Source organism: Rhizobium sp. GR12 (assembly GCF_036596185.1).
Taxonomy (GTDB): domain Bacteria; phylum Pseudomonadota; class Alphaproteobacteria; order Rhizobiales; family Rhizobiaceae; genus Agrobacterium; species Agrobacterium nepotum.
This window is the reverse complement of record NZ_JASXTH010000017.1, coordinates 1-16,521: the sequence shown is the minus strand read 5'-3', so window position 1 is coordinate 16,521 and position 16,521 is coordinate 1. Positions and strand designations below refer to the sequence as shown.

At 60.9% G+C, this 16,521-nt stretch carries 16 protein-coding genes; 12 read left to right on the top strand and 4 right to left on the bottom strand.

What is annotated here, in order from left to right; all coding sequences use genetic code 11:
* Positions 1-14 precede the first annotated feature (14 nt).
* Positions 15-1,547 carry an acyl-CoA carboxylase subunit beta gene (locus QSK43_RS23705; RefSeq protein ID WP_332305525.1) on the bottom strand — a complete coding sequence of 511 codons (1,533 nt, stop codon included), beginning with the start codon at positions 1,545-1,547 and terminating at the stop codon, positions 15-17.
* 65 nt (positions 1,548-1,612) lie between these two features.
* Positions 1,613-2,260 (bottom strand): DNA-3-methyladenine glycosylase family protein, encoded by a 648-nt coding sequence (locus tag QSK43_RS23700; protein WP_332305524.1) that lies wholly within the window; start codon positions 2,258-2,260, stop codon positions 1,613-1,615.
* Between the two features lie 57 nt (positions 2,261-2,317).
* Between QSK43_RS23700 and gluQRS the strand changes: the two genes are divergently transcribed.
* Positions 2,318-3,217, top strand: a complete 900-nt coding sequence (gluQRS, locus tag QSK43_RS23695) for a tRNA glutamyl-Q(34) synthetase GluQRS (RefSeq protein WP_332305523.1) — start codon at positions 2,318-2,320, stop codon at positions 3,215-3,217.
* On the opposite strand, the gene QSK43_RS23690 is transcribed toward gluQRS, so the two are convergent.
* On the bottom strand, positions 3,185-4,102 hold the full coding sequence (locus QSK43_RS23690; RefSeq protein WP_045017830.1) for a YihY/virulence factor BrkB family protein: 918 nt from the start codon (positions 4,100-4,102) through the stop codon (positions 3,185-3,187). The genes gluQRS and QSK43_RS23690 overlap by 33 nt on opposite strands.
* A gap of 181 nt (positions 4,103-4,283) precedes the next feature.
* On the opposite strand from QSK43_RS23690, the gene QSK43_RS23685 reads away from it, so the two are divergent.
* The 7 genes from QSK43_RS23685 to QSK43_RS23655 all read left to right on the top strand — a co-directional run bounded on the left by QSK43_RS23685 (position 4,284) and on the right by QSK43_RS23655 (position 9,614).
* The gene (locus QSK43_RS23685) at positions 4,284-5,117 is read left to right on the top strand and encodes an SDR family oxidoreductase (RefSeq protein ID WP_332305522.1); all 834 of its coding nucleotides are present in this window, start codon (positions 4,284-4,286) and stop codon (positions 5,115-5,117) included.
* A 17-nt stretch (positions 5,118-5,134) separates the two neighbouring features.
* Positions 5,135-5,332, top strand: coding sequence for a twin transmembrane helix small protein (locus QSK43_RS23680; protein ID WP_003497428.1), 198 nt, complete (start codon positions 5,135-5,137; stop codon positions 5,330-5,332).
* A 1-nt stretch (position 5,333) separates the two neighbouring features.
* On the top strand, positions 5,334-5,912 hold the full coding sequence (locus tag QSK43_RS23675; protein WP_045017377.1) for a cob(I)yrinic acid a,c-diamide adenosyltransferase: 579 nt from the start codon (positions 5,334-5,336) through the stop codon (positions 5,910-5,912).
* A gap of 32 nt (positions 5,913-5,944) precedes the next feature.
* Entirely contained in the window at positions 5,945-6,718 is a 774-nt protein-coding gene (locus QSK43_RS23670; protein WP_045017375.1) for a rhomboid family intramembrane serine protease, read from the top strand.
* 183 nt (positions 6,719-6,901) lie between these two features.
* On the top strand, positions 6,902-7,648 hold the full coding sequence (locus tag QSK43_RS23665; RefSeq protein ID WP_332305521.1) for an electron transfer flavoprotein subunit beta/FixA family protein: 747 nt from the start codon (positions 6,902-6,904) through the stop codon (positions 7,646-7,648).
* A 25-nt stretch (positions 7,649-7,673) separates the two neighbouring features.
* The gene (locus QSK43_RS23660) at positions 7,674-8,615 is read left to right on the top strand and encodes an electron transfer flavoprotein subunit alpha/FixB family protein (protein WP_332305520.1); all 942 of its coding nucleotides are present in this window, start codon (positions 7,674-7,676) and stop codon (positions 8,613-8,615) included.
* A 117-nt stretch (positions 8,616-8,732) separates the two neighbouring features.
* On the top strand, positions 8,733-9,614 hold the full coding sequence (locus tag QSK43_RS23655; protein WP_045017368.1) for a 3-hydroxybutyryl-CoA dehydrogenase: 882 nt from the start codon (positions 8,733-8,735) through the stop codon (positions 9,612-9,614).
* A 73-nt stretch (positions 9,615-9,687) separates the two neighbouring features.
* Here QSK43_RS23655 and tlpA read toward each other — a convergent pair whose 3' ends face one another.
* Complete coding sequence (gene tlpA / locus QSK43_RS23650; RefSeq protein ID WP_332305519.1) at positions 9,688-10,356, bottom strand: thiol:disulfide interchange protein TlpA; 669 nt, start codon at positions 10,354-10,356, stop codon at positions 9,688-9,690.
* A 24-nt stretch (positions 10,357-10,380) separates the two neighbouring features.
* Between tlpA and argH the strand changes: the two genes are divergently transcribed.
* From argH to QSK43_RS23630, 4 genes are all read left to right on the top strand, one after another.
* Complete coding sequence (gene argH, locus QSK43_RS23645; RefSeq protein WP_332305518.1) at positions 10,381-11,781, top strand: argininosuccinate lyase; 1,401 nt, start codon at positions 10,381-10,383, stop codon at positions 11,779-11,781.
* Positions 11,782-11,953: 172 nt separating this feature from the next.
* Positions 11,954-12,157, top strand: coding sequence for an LPS translocon maturation chaperone LptM (gene lptM / locus QSK43_RS23640; RefSeq protein WP_045017363.1), 204 nt, complete (start codon positions 11,954-11,956; stop codon positions 12,155-12,157).
* 13 nt (positions 12,158-12,170) lie between these two features.
* Complete coding sequence (gene lysA / locus QSK43_RS23635; protein ID WP_045017360.1) at positions 12,171-13,439, top strand: diaminopimelate decarboxylase; 1,269 nt, start codon at positions 12,171-12,173, stop codon at positions 13,437-13,439.
* A gap of 166 nt (positions 13,440-13,605) precedes the next feature.
* Complete coding sequence (locus tag QSK43_RS23630; RefSeq protein ID WP_332305517.1) at positions 13,606-16,317, top strand: TIGR02302 family protein; 2,712 nt, start codon at positions 13,606-13,608, stop codon at positions 16,315-16,317.
* Positions 16,318-16,521 lie beyond the last annotated feature (204 nt).

The window sequence follows — 16,521 nt, the reverse complement described above, 5'->3', positions numbered from 1 at the left end:
AGTCCCGGAGCAGGTCAGAGCGGAATAGTATCGTGTTTCTTCCAGCGGGTTTCGACGTTTTTGCCCCGCAGCGAGGCAAACGCACGGGCGATGCGGCGGCGCGAGGAGTGCGGCATGATGACTTCATCAATGAAACCGCGCTCCGCCGCCACGAAGGGATTGGCGAAACGCTCCTCATATTCTTTTGTGCGCGCCGCAATCTTGTCCGGATCGGAAAGTTCCGAGCGATAGAGGATTTCCGCAGCGCCCTTCGCGCCCATCACGGCGATTTCCGCCGTCGGCCAGGCATAATTCACATCCGCACCGATATGCTTCGACGCCATCACGTCATAAGCACCGCCATAGGCCTTGCGGGTAATCAGCGTCACCATCGGCACCGTCGCCTCCGAATAGGCAAACAGCAGTTTCGCGCCATGCTTGATGACGCCGCCAAATTCCTGCGCCGTACCGGGCAGGAAACCCGGCACATCCACCAGCGTCAGCAGCGGAATATTGAAAGCGTCGCAGAACCGCACGAAGCGGGCAGCCTTGCGGGAACTGTCGATATCCAGACACCCCGCCAGCACCATCGGCTGGTTGGCGACGACGCCGACTGTCTGGCCTTCCAGACGCATGAAACCGGTGATGATGTTTCTGGCGAAAGCCTCCTGCAACTCGAAGAAATCACCCTCGTCGGCAAGCGCGTGGATCAGCTCCTTCATGTCGTATGGCTTGTTGGAACTGTCGGGGATCAGCGTGTCGAGACGCGCTTCCAGCCGCGCCGGATCGTCGTGAAAAGGCCGGGCCGGTGGTTTTTCGCGATTGTTCAACGGCAGGAAATCGAACAGCAGCCGCACATGTTCCAGCGTCTCGATGTCGTTCTCATAAGCGCCGTCGGCAACGGAGGATTTCTTCGTGTGGGTGGAAGCGCCGCCCAGCTCTTCCGCCGTGACGATCTCGTTGGTCACGGTTTTGACCACATCCGGCCCGGTCACGAACATGTAGGAAGTGTCGCGCACCATGAAGATGAAATCGGTCATGGCAGGCGAATAGACGGCACCACCGGCACACGGCCCCATGATGACGGAGATTTGCGGCACGACACCGGAGGCGATGACATTGCGCTTGAACACATCGGCATAACCGCCGAGCGATGCGACGCCTTCCTGAATGCGCGCGCCGCCGCTGTCGTTGAGCCCGATTACCGGCGCGCCGTTGCGGACCGCCATATCCATAATCTTGCAGATTTTCTGGGCATGGGTTTCCGACAGAGAGCCGCCGAGCACGGTGAAATCTTGGCTGAAAACATAGACCTGCCGGCCGTTGATGGTGCCCCAGCCGGTAACGACGCCGTCGCCTGCGATCTTCTGGCTCGCCATGCCGAAATCCACCGCCCGGTGGGTGACGTACATGTCGTATTCCTCGAAGGAACCTTCATCCAGCAGCACATCGATACGCTCACGCGCCGTCAGCTTGCCCTTGCCATGCTGCGCCTCGATGCGCTTGACACCGCCGCCGAGCCGCGCTTCGTCGCGGCGCGTCTGCAATTGCTCCAGAATGCTGGGCATGTTTCCTCCATCCCGTTTTCAACACGACCCATAACCTAGAATTTGTGCCGCATCCAGCACTTGCCTCAGGGCAGCGGCACCATTGCGCGCCGCATGACGGCAGCGTAGTAGGCCCAGAACAGCCGGGCGGCGACGGAGCGCCAAGGCGTCCAGAGTTCCGCCCGTTCCGCCAGCCATTTCGCATCCGGTCGGGCTTCCAGAGAAAGCGCGTGACCGACAGCCGCCCGCAGCGCCACATCGCCGACGGGAAATATATCCGGATGGCCGCCGCAGAACATGAGGTAAACCTCTGCCGTCCACGGGCCGATGCCACGGAGCGCCACCAGTTCGGAAAGGGCAACACCCGCCTCGCTGCGCACCACGCCGTCAAGATCGATCTGCCCTTCCGCGACGGCGCGCGCCAGCCCTTCCAGCGTCGTCGCCTTGGCCCGCGAAAGGCCGAAACTGGCGCGCAACTCCTCCGGCACGGCCAGATAGTTTTCCGCCGTCACCTCAGCGCCGGTGCCGGCAAGGATACGCGCCCATATGGCGTTGGCGCTGGCGCGCGAGACCATTTGCGACACGACGATGTGGGCAAGGCCCGCAAAGCCGGGCTCGTGAATGCGCAACTCCAGCGGACCGGCTTTTTCGATAATAAGGCTGAGAGCCGGATCGAGGCGGGCAAGATGTTCCAGACCTTCGTTGATATCGTCGAGGCCCCTGATAATTTTCATATCCGCACAGTCCATATTCACGTTGGCCCGGCACCGGGTGGCGAGGCGCTTCAAAACATGGCAGAAGAAACCATGCCTTCGCCCATCCGTCAAAAACCGGTTTATCGTTTTGCGCCGAGCCCCAATGGCTCCCTGCATCTGGGCCATGCCCTCTCCGCTCTGCTGAACCACGACATGGCGCTGGAAAATGGCGGCCGTTTTCTGCTGCGCATGGAGGATATCGACCAGACGCGCTGCACCCCGGAGCTGGAGCAGGCGATCTATGATGATCTTGGCTGGCTGGGGCTGGAATGGGAAAGACCGGTGCGGCGGCAATCGGAACATTTCGATGACTATCGCGCGGCACTGGACAGGCTGGTCGAGGCAGGCCTCGCCTATCCGGCTTTTTTGAGCCGGGGCGAGACGAAAGCCATCGTCAGGGCCTTTGAGGCGCAGGGCACGGCCTGGCCACGCGACCCCGACGGCGCACCGCTTTATCCGGCGATCGACCGGCAAAGGCCGCAGGCGGAACGGGCGGCGATGCTGGCGTCAGGCAGACAGCACGCCTGGCGGCTCGATATGGAAAAGGCGATCCGCACCATGGGCAAGCCGCTGTTCTGGCGCGAAAGCGGCGACGAAGAGACCGGGGATATCGAAGCTTTGCCGGCGCTCTGGGGTGATGTGGTGCTGTCGCGTCCCGATGCACCCTCCAGCTACCATCTTTCCGTGGTAGTGGATGATGCACTGCAAGGCATAACCCATGTGGTACGCGGCATGGATCTGTTTTACGCAACCGCCATTCACCGGCTGTTGCAGCAATTGCTGGGCCTGCCGCAACCCGCCTATCATCACCATCGGCTGATTTTGGGCGCGGATGGGCGCAAGCTTTCGAAAAGCGAGGGCAGCACCGGCCTTTCCTCTCTTCGATCGGAAGGTAAAACGCCTTCAGATATCCGCCGGCTTGTCGGCCTCCTCTAGAACCTGCCCGCGGCGCGCGCTGCTTCCGCCCATATTGCGGCGAATGATCTGCCGGACCTTGTATTTCATCAGGGCGGCATTCACCTCCGCGCCCAGCATGAAGATGACGCCCACCATGTAAAGAAACACCAGAACCACCATGACCGAGGCAAGACCGGCATAGGTGGCGGCATAATTTGCGAAGGTGGAGAGGTAATAGGCAAAGATCGCGGCACCGATGACCCAGAAGATCATCGTCAGCAGAATGCCGGGCCAGACATCCCAGATGCGGCGTTTGCCGGCCGGAAGCCAGAGATGCGCCGCCACCAGCCCCACCGTCAACATCACGATTGTACCGTAAAGTCCGAGGCTGGAGACGGTGTTCAACACATCCGTCAGCCAGGGAAATCGCTGCTCCGCAAACGACATGGCGACCGGCACGGCGACGAGCACGATACTGATGCCGGCAAAGACGATCACCGCGATCAGCACATAAAGCAGGCTGAGCAGGCGGGTGATGTACCACCAGCGCGTTTCGGTGACGCGATAGGCGCGGTTTAACGAGATTCGGAGCGCCTCGACGCCGTTGGAGGCGAAATATGCGGCCGCCAGCACCGAAATCGTCAGCAGCCCGCCGCGCGGAATGGTCAGGACCTGTTGCACCTGCGCCGCCAACGGCCCGGCGATCGCTTCCGGCCAGGTGTCGAAAATCAGATGCACCGCCGTTTCGGAAAACTGGTCTGCCCCGAGAAAACCGGCCAGAGCCGTGCCGAAGATCAGGAAAGGGAACAGCGCCAGAAGAATGGAAAGCGCCATATGGCTCGCCATCGCCCAGCCGTCATCCTCGGCGAAATGGGAATAGGCATCGAAAGCAACCTTGCCTGCCAGGCGCACTGCGGCAACCATGTCGCCTCCATTCATCGGCATTTCATTTGTAACTTCGTCCCGAATATGGGAAATCACCTCTGCTTTGTACAGCGCACAAGTCCCCCTTTCGGTTCCGGCCGAGCACGGATTTTGCGCAATGCAATTTTCATGGGCCGGACCATCGGGCCAGAGCGACATTCGGCTTCCCGGAGCGGCATAGATGCCTGAAAAACCCGTCATCATCATTACCGGATGTTCCTCGGGCATCGGCGCCCATTGCGCCGGCGCGCTTCACCGCGACGGCTGGCGGGTATTCGCCACCGTGCGACGCATCGCCGATATGGCCGCACTCGAAAATCAGGACATCGAAACCCTGATCATGGATTATACCAAGCCGGAAACCATCGCCGCCCTGGTGGAAACGGTCGCGGCCAGAACCGGAGGCCGCATCGATGCGCTCTTCAACAACGGCGCCTATGGCCAGCCGGGCGCGGTGGAGGATCTGCCGGTGGAGGCGCTGCGCCGGCAATTTGAAACCAACGTCTTCGGCTGGCACGATCTGACGCGGCGGGTCATTCCCTTCATGCGCAAGCGCGGTTCGGGGCGCATCGTACATTGCTCCTCCATTCTCGGCCTCGTTCCCTATCGATATCGCGGCGCCTATACGGCATCGAAATTCGCCATCGAGGGACTGGGCGTCACGCTGCGCATGGAACTTCAGGGCAGCGGCATCCATGTGAGCCTGATCGAGCCGGGACCGATCGCCTCCAAATTCACCACGACGGCGCTCGCTCACATCAAGGATAACATCGATCTGGAAAACTCGGCCCATGCGGCGGAATACAAGCGCCAGCTGGCGCGGATGGACGGGTCCGGCCCGGTCAGCCGCCACAAGCTCGGCCCCGACGCCGTTTATACCGTGCTGAAACACGCCTTGACCGCAGCAAAGCCGAAACCGCATTATCCCGTTACCGTTCCAGCCAAACAGGGGCTGTTGCTGAAACGGCTCTTGCCTGCCGGCCTGTTCTATCGTCTGTTGCGCAGATTCGATTGAGGAGGAGTTACCCCTAAATGTCCGGCTTTACCACCGTTCTGGCCCTTATCGTCATGGGCCTCGTTGTCATCGTGCTGATACGAGGCCTTTTCAACATGCTGAAGGGCCAAGACGCCAACCGCTCCAACAAGTTGATGCAGCTTCGCCTGCTGTTGCAGGCCATTGCCATCGTGCTGATCATGCTCACCCTGTGGCTCACCGGCGGCGGCCGCTGACATGGTGAAGCTGAACAAGATCTACACCCGCACCGGCGACAAGGGCACGACGGCGCTGGTTTCCGGCCCGCGCCGCCTGAAGCACGACCTTCGCGTCGAGGCCTATGGCACGGTAGACGAGACCAATTCGGCAATCGGCGTGGCGCGGCTTTATACAAGCGGGCTGGAAAAGCTGGATGGCATGCTGTTCCGCATCCAGAACGACCTTTTCGACCTCGGTGCCGATCTCGCTACTCCGGAAACCGATGAACCGCCCGCCTACGAGCCGCTTCGCATCGTCGACAGCCAGGTCACGCGGCTGGAAAACGAAATCGACGACCTCAACGCCACGCTTGAGCCTTTGACTTCCTTCGTGCTGCCGGGCGGCAACGCGGCGGCGGCCAATCTGCACCTGGCGCGCACCATCTGCCGGCGCGCGGAACGGCTGATGGTGGAGCTTTCGGTCGCTGAGGCCGAGATCGTCGGCCCGCCGGCCCTGAAATATGCCAACCGTCTGTCGGACTTCCTGTTCGTCGCCGCCCGTTTTGCCAATGATGCGGGCAAGGCCGACATATTGTGGGTTCCCGGCAAGAACCGTTAAAGCGCGCCAATTGCGCCACCAAGGGGTATTCGATGTTCATACCGCTGCACGATGCGAATTCCCTGAAGCACATCCGGCTGCAATACGTCACGATTGGCCTGATTGTGGTCAATGTGCTGGTCTGGCTGTTTACCGGCGTGTTCGCCAGCGATGTGCAGGCTAATGCGGCAGCGCTCGGCCTCGGTTTCATTCCCGCAGTGGTGTTCGATTATGCTTATCTGGAGCCTGCCTTGCAGGTTGTGCCTGATGATCTGACCGCCGTCACCTATGCGTTCCTGCATCTGGATTTCTGGCATCTGGCCGGGAATATGCTGTTTCTGTGGGTCTTCGGCGACAATGTCGAGGACGCGCTCGGCCATTTCCGTTTCCTGATCTTCTACCTCGCCTGCGCCATAGCCGGCGCATTGCTGCACGGCTTCGTCGCCCCCACCTCGGAAGGGCCGCTGATCGGCGCGTCGGGCGCGGTTTCCGGCGTCGTCGCGGCCTACTTTCTCCTGCATCCCAAGGTGCGCGTCTGGGTGCTGGTGTTCATGCGCATTCCGCTTCCCCTGCCCGCCTTCATTCCGCTGGCGCTGTGGATCGGCCAGCAGTTCCTGATGCTGGCACTCGGGCTGGAGGAAAACGTGTCCTGGGGTGCACATGTAGGCGGCATATTGGCGGGTGCGGTAATGGTGGTTTTCATGCGCAGGCGGGGCGTTCCCCTGTTCGACCGCACTATTGTTCCGCCGAGGGCGGCACAGTTCAAGAATCCGTCGCAAACGGCAGGGTTGTCGCAAATCGAACGGGGCTATGACGGGAGCGGATGAGCCCGTGACGAAGAGATAACTTATTTACGTTAACGTCAACGTAAGATATGCCTTGCGTGCATGCGATAATGAACATTGTTCCGTTGTGTTTGCGGGAAAAATGCTTATCCATGTCGCCAACCTTTTTTTGGAGGTCCGCGCGGTCTTTTCACCTCGCGGACAGGAGTTTGAGGAAAGCCGCCGATGAAGATCCTTGTCCCAGTCAAACGAGTTGTTGATTACAACGTGAAGATCCGCGTGAAGTCGGATGGTTCGGGCGTTGAGCTTGCGAATGTGAAGATGTCGATGAACCCGTTCGACGAAATCTCGGTGGAAGAGGCGTTGCGGCTGAAAGAAGCCGGCAAGGCCGAAGAGGTTGTGGTCGTGTCGATCGGCCCGGCCAAGGCGGAAGAGACGCTGCGCACGGCGCTCGCCATGGGCGCCGACCGCGCCATCCTGATCGAGACCGACGAGACGGTCGAACCGCTGGCCGTCGCCAAGCTCCTGAAGGGCGTAGCGGAAACCGAGCAGCCCGGCCTCGTCATCGTCGGCAAGCAGGCGATCGACGACGACTCGAACCAGACCGGTCAGATGCTGGCCGCCCTTCTCGGCTGGGGCCAGGGCACCTTCGCCTCCAAGGTCGTGCCATCGGACGGCAAGGTCGCAGTGACCCGCGAAGTCGATGGCGGTTTGCAGACGGTTGAACTGAAACTTCCCGCCGTCGTCACCACCGATCTTCGTCTGAACGAGCCGCGTTACGCCTCGCTGCCGAACATCATGAAGGCAAAGAAAAAGCCGCTCGACAAGAAGACCCCGGCTGATTTCGGCGTCGATGTCACGCCGCGTCTGAAGGTGCTGAAGACCGAGGAGCCCGCAGGCCGCAAGGCCGGCATCAAGGTCGCCTCTGTGGCCGAACTCGTCGAAAAGCTCAAAGCCGACGGCGTCCTCTAAGGTTTCGGAAAAGGGAGATATTTTTATGGCCATTCTTCTTCTGGCAGAACACGACAACGCAACCCTTTCCGACCTGACGGCGAAGACGCTGACGGCGGCAACGCAGATTGCCAAGGGGACGGGAAGCGACGTGCATGTGCTCGTTGCCGGTTCGGGTGCGAAGGGTGCCGCAGATGCGGCAGCGAAACTTTCCGGCGTCGCCAAGGTACTGCTTGCCGACGACGCATCCTATGCCAACGCGCTCGCCGAGCCGCTGGCAGCGCTGATCGTCTCGCTCAGCCCGTCCTATGACGTCATCATCGCACCGGCCACCGCTTCGGCCAAGAACGTCACCCCGCGCGTGGCGGCTCTTCTCGATGTGGCCCAGATCTCGGAAATCATCGAGGTCGTCAGCCCGGATACCTTCAAGCGTCCGATCTATGCCGGCAACGCCATCCAGACGGTGCAGGCAAGCGACGCGAAGAAGGTGATCACCGTGCGCCCCACCGCTTTTGCGGCGGCGGCAGAGGGTGGCTCGGCTCCGGTAGAAGCCATCGGTGCTGCCGAAAACCCCGGCCTGTCCACCTTCGTTTCCGATGCGCTCGCCTCTTCCGACCGACCGGAGCTGACCTCTGCGAAGATCATAATTTCGGGCGGCCGCGCGCTCGGCTCCTCGGAGAAATTCAAGGAAGTCATCCTGCCCGTCGCTGACAAGCTCGGTGCGGCCGTTGGCGCATCGCGCGCGGCGGTGGATGCGGGTTATGCCCCGAACGACTGGCAGGTCGGCCAGACCGGCAAGGTCGTCGCACCGCAGCTTTATATCGCTGCCGGCATTTCGGGCGCCATCCAGCATCTGGCCGGCATGAAGGACTCGAAGGTCATCGTCGCCATCAACAAGGACGAGGAAGCGCCGATCTTCCAGGTCGCCGATTACGGCCTCGTCGCAGACCTGTTCGAGGCTCTGCCGGAACTCCAGAAGGCACTGTGATTTTAAGCAGTTAACCAAAGGCGGCGCGTTTTTTGAACGCGCCGCCTTCTCTTTTGCGGCGATATGCGTAACATCGCCGCCAATGACGCAGATGAAATCCCATGAGGAGACCAGCATATGACCGCCCCCTTTAAAAATATCGGTATCATCGGAGCCGGTCAGATGGGTTGCGGCATCGCGCATGTTTCCGCCATCGCCGGTTACAAGGTCCATATTTACGATCTTTCCAAGGACGGCATCGAAGCCGGTCTTGCCACGATCAACGGCAATCTCGCCCGTCAGGTCACCAACGGCAAGCTTTCCGACGACGCCCGCAAGGAGGCGCTCGCGCTTATCAGCGGCTCGACTGATGTCAACGATCTGGCGCCGATGGATCTGGTCATCGAGGCCGCGACTGAAAACGAAGAGATCAAGCGCAAGATCTATGCGCAGATCTGCCCGGTCTTGAAGCCCGAGGCGCTGCTGGCCACCAACACCTCTTCGCTCTCCATCACCCGCCTCGCCTCCGCGACCGACCGTCCCGAGCAATTCATGGGCATCCACTTCATGAACCCGGTACCGGTGATGAAACTGGTGGAGCTGGTGCGCGGCATCGCCACCAATGAAAAGACCTTCGACGCGGCGAAAGACTATGTACGGACGCTGGAAAAGGCGATCACCGTCGCCGAGGATTTCCCGGCCTTCATCGTCAACCGCATCCTTCTGCCGATGATCAACGAGGCGATCTACACGCTTTACGAGGGCGTCGGCTCGGTGGAAGCCATCGACACCGCCATGAGGCTCGGCGCTAACCACCCGATGGGACCGCTGCAGCTTGCCGATTTCATCGGTCTCGACACCTGTTTGTCGATCATGCAAGTGCTGCATGACGGTCTGGCCGACAGCAAATACCGCCCCTGCCCGCTGCTGGTGAAATATGTCGAAGCCGGCTGGCTCGGCCGCAAATCCGGTCGCGGTTTTTACGATTATCGCGGCGAGACACCCGTTCCGACGCGCTAAGGCGCAAGAGATATTCCTCGGACATTATGCGAGACGACGGGAGGGGAAATCCCTCCCGCACGGGCTGGAAAAATTATTTGGCCTTCACTGCCGATATCAACGCCTTGGCATCCTCGCTGTCCCAGGCGGCCGGGCCGTTCATGGCGGCGAGCAGGCAGCCGTTTTCGTCCAGGAGCAGCGTGGCGGGAAGGCCGAAGGCCAGCCCTTCCTTTTTCAGCACGTTGAAAACGCCCATGGAACTATCGCGGTAAAGTTTCAGCGCGTCGATCTTGTATTCATCCATGAAGGCTTTCGGTTTTTCGTCCACGCCGGTGTCGATATTGACGGCAACGACCTCGAAACCGTCGCTGCCCTTTTCTTTCTCAAGCGCGTTCAGCGCGGGCATTTCCTCCCGGCACGGGACACACCAGGTGGCCCAGAGATTGAGGAGAACCGCCTTGCCCTTGAGATCGGCAAGCGACATCTCCTGCGCCTCCGGCCCCTTGAAGGACAGGGGAATGATGCGTGGCGTATCCGTGGCCGACATGGCCGCCACCTGACCCTTCAGAAGGGGTTTCAGCGAGGCGATACGCTTTGCCGCACCTTCACATAAACCGGCCTCGGCAACCGCTGCCCCTTGAACCGGGCTCTCAGACCCAATATGCCTGAACCAGACCGCGCCCGCGCCGCACAAGACACCGGCAACGGCAGCAATTGCAACCAATCTGGCGGAAGGAAGCCTGAACGGCCTTTTTTCTGTCATCGAATACTCCAGGGCACTGAGAACATGGCTGACGGCACAGATCAGAAATCCTCCAACCAGATGTGGGGCGGACGTTTCGCTTCCGGGCCATCAGCCATCATGGAAGAGATAAATGCCTCCATCGGCTTCGACAAGAAGCTTTATGCTCAGGACATCCGCGGCTCAATCGCGCACGCCACCATGCTGGCGGAAAAAGGCATTATTTCGCAGGAAGATAAAGACAAGATCGTTCACGGCCTGAACACGATCCTGTCAGAAATCGAGGCCGGCACCTTCGAATTCTCCCGCAAGCTCGAAGACATTCACATGAACATCGAGGCGCGTCTTGCCACCCTCATCGGCACAGCGGCGGGGCGTCTGCATACCGCCCGTTCGCGCAACGACCAGGTGGCGCTCGATTTCCGCCTCTGGGTCAAGGAAGAATTGCAGAAGACCGAGAGCATGCTGACCGGGCTCATCGCCGCCTTCCTCGACCGCGCCGAAGAAAATGCCGATACAGTGATGCCCGGCTTTACCCATTTGCAGACGGCCCAGCCCGTAACCTTCGGCCATCATTGCATGGCCTATGTGGAAATGTTCGGCCGTGACCGCGCCCGCGTGCGCCACGCCATCGAGCATCTGGACGAAAGCCCGATCGGCGCAGCCGCCCTTGCCGGCACCGGTTATCCCATCGACCGCCACATGACCGCGAAGGCGCTCGGCTTCCGCGAGCCGACCCGCAATTCCATCGACACTGTATCCGATCGCGATTTCGCGCTGGAATTCCTGTCGATCGCCTCGATCTGCGCCACGCATCTGTCGCGTCTCGCTGAAGAAATCGTCATCTGGTCGACGCCGCAATTCGGCTTCATTCGCCTGTCGGACGCTTTTTCCACCGGCTCGTCGATCATGCCGCAGAAGAAGAACCCGGACGCCGCCGAACTCGTGCGCGCGAAGACCGGCCGCATCAACGGTTCGCTGGTCGCACTTCTGACTGTCATGAAGGGCCTGCCGCTCGCCTATTCCAAGGACATGCAGGAAGACAAGGAACAGGTTTTCGACTCCGCCGAAAGCCTGGAACTGGCAATCGCCGCCATGACTGGCATGATCCGCGACCTCGAAGTGCGCAAGGACCGCATGCGCGCAGCTGCCGGTTCGGGATACTCCACCGCCACCGATCTCGCCGACTGGCTGGTGCGCGAAGCGGGCCTGCCCTTCCGCGATGCCCACCATGTGACCGGCAATGCCGTGGCGCTGGCGGAAAAGAATGGCTGCGATCTGGCCGATCTTTCACTGGAAGACCTGCAGGCGATCCACCCCGCCATCACCAGCGGCATTTTCGACGTCCTTTCGGTCGAGGCATCGGTTGCCAGCCGCACCAGCTTCGGCGGCACCGCCCCTTCGGAAGTGCGAAAGCAGATCGCCTGGTGGCGCGGACGCAACTAACCTATCGGACCAGAAGAGAGCTGCGTTTTCGGAAAATCCGATGCGAAAACGACCCTGTTTTTCGATCCGCCACTCTCATAAATTCGCGTTACGCTGCGATCACAAGAAACAGGGTGCACAAGCGCCCTGTTTTTCGTTATCAGAGAGGCACATATTTCCTTTGGACAGGCTCATGCTTTCAAAAACCGCGCGTAATCTCATCGTTCCCATCGGCATGACGCTCGCCGTCGGCCTCGTTCTCAGTGCCTGCGGGCGAAAAGGCGATATCGATCCGCCGAGCACGCCGGTCGAAATGCGCAACAAGCGCAATGCCGATGGAACCGAGACGAAACCGGCGACGGCGGAACGGCCGTTCATCCTCGACAAGCTTCTCTGACGGATAAAAAACCGTGAACCATTTTGGCTATATCGACGGCGTGCTGCACGCCGAAAACGTGCCCGTGCCTGAGATCGCCAAGGCTGTCGGCACGCCCTTCTACGTTTATTCCACCGCGACGCTGGAGCGCCACTACAAGGTGTTTTCCGGCGCCTTCGCCGATGTGGACGCCATGGTCTGTTACGCCATGAAGGCCAACTCCAACCAGGCGGTGCTGAAGACGCTGGCGAAGCTCGGCGCTGGCATCGACGTCGTGTCGGGCGGTGAATTGCGCCGCGCGCTTGGCGCCGGCGTGCCCGCAAGCCGCATCATGTTCTCCGGCGTCGGCAAGACGGTGGCGGAAATGGATTACGCGCTGGATGCCGGCATCTACTGCTTCAACATCGAATCCGAGCCGGAGCTGGAAGTTCTCAATCTGCGCGCCGTCAAGGCCGGCAAAAGGGCGCATGTCTCCTTCCGCATCAATCCGGATGTGGATGCGCGCACCCACGCCAAGATTTCCACCGGCAAGAAGGAAAACAAGTTCGGCATTTCCTATGAGCGTGCGCGGGCGGTCTATGCCCATGCCGCCACTCTGCCGGGCATCGACGTTACCGGCATCGATATGCATATCGGCAGCCAGATCACCGAATTGCAACCTTTCGAGGATGCCTTCCGGCTGCTGCGCGAACTGGTCGAAGCACTGCGCGGTGATGGCCATACGATCAGCCATGTCGATATCGGCGGCGGCCTCGGCATTCCCTACCGCGAGGACAACAACCCGCCGCCATTGCCGGATGCCTATGCCCATATCGTCAAGAACGAACTGAAGAGCCTCAACTGCAAGATCATCACCGAACCCGGACGCCTGATCGTCGGCAATGCCGGCATTCTGGTAACGGAGGTGATCTATGTGAAGGATGGCGGCGAAAAGAACTTCGTAATCGTCGACGGAGCGATGAACGACCTCATCCGCCCGACGCTTTATGAGGCCTATCACGGTATTCGCCCGGTGGTGCAGCCCGCACTGGATGCGCCGCGCATCAAGGCCGATGTCGTCGGTCCGGTCTGCGAGACGGGCGATTATCTGGCGCTGGATCGCGAGATGGCGGCTCCTCAGCCGGGTGATCTCATCGCCGTGAGTTCCGCAGGAGCCTATGGCGCGGTGCAGGCAGGCACCTATAATTCACGCCTGCTGGTGCCGGAAGTGCTGGTGAAGGGCGACAAGTTCCACGTCATCCGCCCGCGCGGCACATATGAAGAGCTTATCGCTCTCGATTCCGTGCCCGCGTGGCTCGACTGACCCGAACTGCCGATCACAATTGAGCGAAACTGCCTAAAAAATGGGGGTGAGCACTTGGCTGCCCTCGTCTTCGCCACAAAGAATGTTATCCTTGTCCCTAATAGTATGAGCAACACGCCGTTCCGGGAATGGCGTTTGACGTGGCCAGAACCGGGAGAACGGATTGATGACCACAGCCGGAGAGGACAGGACAGGCAAAAAGCGCCCGACCGGTGCGTTCGCGCAGCGGCCAGACCTTGCCCGCCGGGTTGTGGCCAAGCGCTTCTTCGCAAAAATAGTGCTGCTTTCGGAAAGAATAGCGCCGAAGACGCTATGGCCGCTCTCCATCGCCGCCGTATTTCTGGCGCTCGCATGGTTCGGTCTTTTCCGGCAGATGCCGGATTTTCTGCGCCTCGGCATCGTTTTCCTGCTGGTTTTCAGCTTCATCGCCACCATCCTGCCGATCCTGCGGCTGAAATGGCCGGCGGACAATGACGCATCTCGCCTCCTGGAAGAGCGCAACGGTCTGGCGCACCAGCCGGTCGGCGTGCAGGAGGACGAACCGGCCTTCGACACGCCCTTTTCCCGCGCTTTGTGGAAAGAACACCAGATCCGCATGGCGGAACGGATCGCCGCGCTCAATGCCGGTCTTCCGAAACCCGATATTGCCCGCCACGACCGCTCGGCACTACGCGCCATTCCTGCCCTGTTTCTGGCTGCCGCCTTCGGTTTTTCCTATTCCAACGGCGCGGGCACCGTGGCCGATGCCTTCCGCAGCCAGCCGGCTGCCGGTCCGCTCAATCCCGATATCCGTCTCGACGCCTGGGTGACGCCGCCCGCCTATACGGGCCGAGCACCGATTTTCCTGACCGGACGCGATGCGACCAGCCGCGACGCGGTTTCCGTGCCGCAATCCTCCAGACTGACGATCCGCATGACGGGTGGCGATGGCGGTGAGGAAGTGACCTTCGAGCCCGAGACGGCGGGCGCCCTGCAGAAGCTTGCCCCCGAGGCGCCGCGCGTCGACAGCGCAAGCGGCGACGTGGCCGTTCAGACGCAGACACGCTTACCGGATCAGCCTGTCGCGCCGCGCACCTTCGCCCTTGATGTCACCGAAAGCGGCATGATTACCGCCAATGGTGAGCAATGGGTATTCAACGTCATCCCCGACCAGCCGCCCACCATCGCCTTCGACAACATGCCGCGCCGGGCCGTCAATGGCGCGCTGGAAGTGGGATTCACCGCCAAGGATGATTACGGCCTGAAGGAAGCCCATGCCATCATCGAGCCGCTCGGTGTTGCTGAGGGCGCCACCGCGCTTTATCCGCCGCCGGAATTCAAGCTCGATCTGCCACGGCAGAACAATCGCGAGATCAAGGGGCTGACCAGCCGCAACCTGACCGAACATCCGATGGCGGGCAAACGCGTGCGCATCACGCTGGTGGCAACGGATGGTGCCGGCCAGACCGGCCGCAGCCCCGCGCACGAGATGGTGCTGCCGGGGCGCAACTTCTCCGAACCGCTGGCGGCTTCCATTGTCGAACAGCGGCAGATATTCTCGCTCGATACGCGGCAGGTGCCGAGGGCGATCGCGTATAATGAGGCGGTCGGCCTGCGCCCGGAAGAAACCATTCCCAACACCACGCATTATCTCCTGCTGCAATCGGCGCAGACCCGCATGCGGCTCGCCTATAATCAGGAAATGCTGAAGGACACCGCCGATTATCTCTGGGAAATCGCGCTGGGTATCGAGGATGGCGATCTTTCGCAGGCGGAAAAACGCCTGCGCGATGCGCAAACTGCGCTTTCCGAGGCGCTTCAGCGCAATGCCTCCGACGAGGAGGTCGCCAAGCTGATGCAGGAACTGCGCGAGGCGATGCAGCAATTTATGAGTGAACTTGCGCAGCGCATGCAGAATGCGCCGCAAGCCAACATGAACAACCAGGCCCAAAACGTGCTGCGCCAGCGTGATCTGGAAAACATGATGAACCAGATCGAGAACCTCGCCCGTTCGGGCAACCGCGACGCGGCGCAGGAGATGCTCTCGCAATTGCAGCGTATGATGAACAACCTGCAGGCGGGCCGGCCACAGCGTCAGGGCCAGCAGGGGCAACAGCAGAGCAGCAAGATGCGCCAGCAGATCGACAAGCTTGGCGAAATTCTGCAACAGCAGCAGAAGCTGATGGACGAGACGTTCAAGCTTGATCAGGCCCTGCGCGACCGCATGCAGCGTGGCGACCCGCAGGATGGCGGTGAGGGCGAAGACCCGCAGATGGGTGAAAACGGCCAACAGCCACAACAGGATCAGCAAGGCCAGCAGGGTCAGCAGGGTCAGCAGGGTGAGAATGGTCAGCAGGGCGGACAGCCAAACGACCAGATGACTGCCGAACAATTGCGCGAGGCGCTGAAAAACCTGAGGGCGCAGCAGGACGCGCTCGGCAAGCAGCTCGGCGAATTGCAGCAGGGCCTTCGCGATCTCGGCATGGAACCGGGCGAAAACTTCGGCAAGGCGCAGCAGGAAATGCAGGGCGCCGGCGAAGCGCTCGGCCAAAGCCAGGGCGAACAGGCGGTCGAAGGTCAGGGCAATGCGTTGAACGCGCTGCGCCAGGGCGCGCAGGACATGATGGGCCAGATCATGCAGGCCATGCGCCAGCAGGGCCAGCAACCCGGACAGGGGCAGGAAGGCATGGCGGGCCAGGGTGGCCAGAACGGCCGCGACCCGCTTGGACGCCCGCGCAGCACCACTGGCCCGGATTTCGGCGATCAGGTGAAGGTACCTGACGAGATCGACGTGCAGCGCGCCCGCGAAATCCTCGAGGCCATCCGCGAAAAACTTGGCAACAACCCGCCCGGCGAAATCGAACGGCGTTATCTGGAGCGGTTGCTGGATATACGGTGAGGGTCTGCGGGCCATTGCCAGCGACGCGGGCTGTCACTTTAACCTCGCAGCTTTTCCGGAAAAGCCAGCAGCGCGGAAAAGGCGCTCGACAGGTCGCCAAACACTCTACGTCATCCTCGGCCTTGTGCCACTACTGTCCGGTTTAAATTTTGTAGACAAGGCGCACGGTGTTGATTCTACTTATGTTCGAGCGTTTGGCGACGA

Coding starts and splice junctions, on each gene's coding strand:
- QSK43_RS23630 (WP_332305517.1), top strand. CDS start 13,606: ATGACCACAGCCGGAGAGGACAGGACAGGCAAAAAGCGCCCGACCGGT.
- QSK43_RS23690 (WP_045017830.1), bottom strand. CDS start 4,102: ATGGTTGCCGCAGTGCGCCTGGCAGGCAAGGTTGCTTTCGATGCCTAT.
- QSK43_RS23680 (WP_003497428.1), top strand. CDS start 5,135: ATGTCCGGCTTTACCACCGTTCTGGCCCTTATCGTCATGGGCCTCGTT.
- QSK43_RS23685 (WP_332305522.1), top strand. CDS start 4,284: ATGCCTGAAAAACCCGTCATCATCATTACCGGATGTTCCTCGGGCATC.
- gluQRS (WP_332305523.1), top strand. CDS start 2,318: ATGGCAGAAGAAACCATGCCTTCGCCCATCCGTCAAAAACCGGTTTAT.
- QSK43_RS23705 (WP_332305525.1), bottom strand. CDS start 1,547: ATGCCCAGCATTCTGGAGCAATTGCAGACGCGCCGCGACGAAGCGCGG.
- lptM (WP_045017363.1), top strand. CDS start 11,954: ATGCTTTCAAAAACCGCGCGTAATCTCATCGTTCCCATCGGCATGACG.
- QSK43_RS23670 (WP_045017375.1), top strand. CDS start 5,945: ATGTTCATACCGCTGCACGATGCGAATTCCCTGAAGCACATCCGGCTG.
- QSK43_RS23675 (WP_045017377.1), top strand. CDS start 5,334: ATGGTGAAGCTGAACAAGATCTACACCCGCACCGGCGACAAGGGCACG.
- argH (WP_332305518.1), top strand. CDS start 10,381: ATGGCTGACGGCACAGATCAGAAATCCTCCAACCAGATGTGGGGCGGA.
- QSK43_RS23665 (WP_332305521.1), top strand. CDS start 6,902: ATGAAGATCCTTGTCCCAGTCAAACGAGTTGTTGATTACAACGTGAAG.
- QSK43_RS23660 (WP_332305520.1), top strand. CDS start 7,674: ATGGCCATTCTTCTTCTGGCAGAACACGACAACGCAACCCTTTCCGAC.
- QSK43_RS23700 (WP_332305524.1), bottom strand. CDS start 2,260: ATGAAAATTATCAGGGGCCTCGACGATATCAACGAAGGTCTGGAACAT.
- tlpA (WP_332305519.1), bottom strand. CDS start 10,356: ATGACAGAAAAAAGGCCGTTCAGGCTTCCTTCCGCCAGATTGGTTGCA.
- QSK43_RS23655 (WP_045017368.1), top strand. CDS start 8,733: ATGACCGCCCCCTTTAAAAATATCGGTATCATCGGAGCCGGTCAGATG.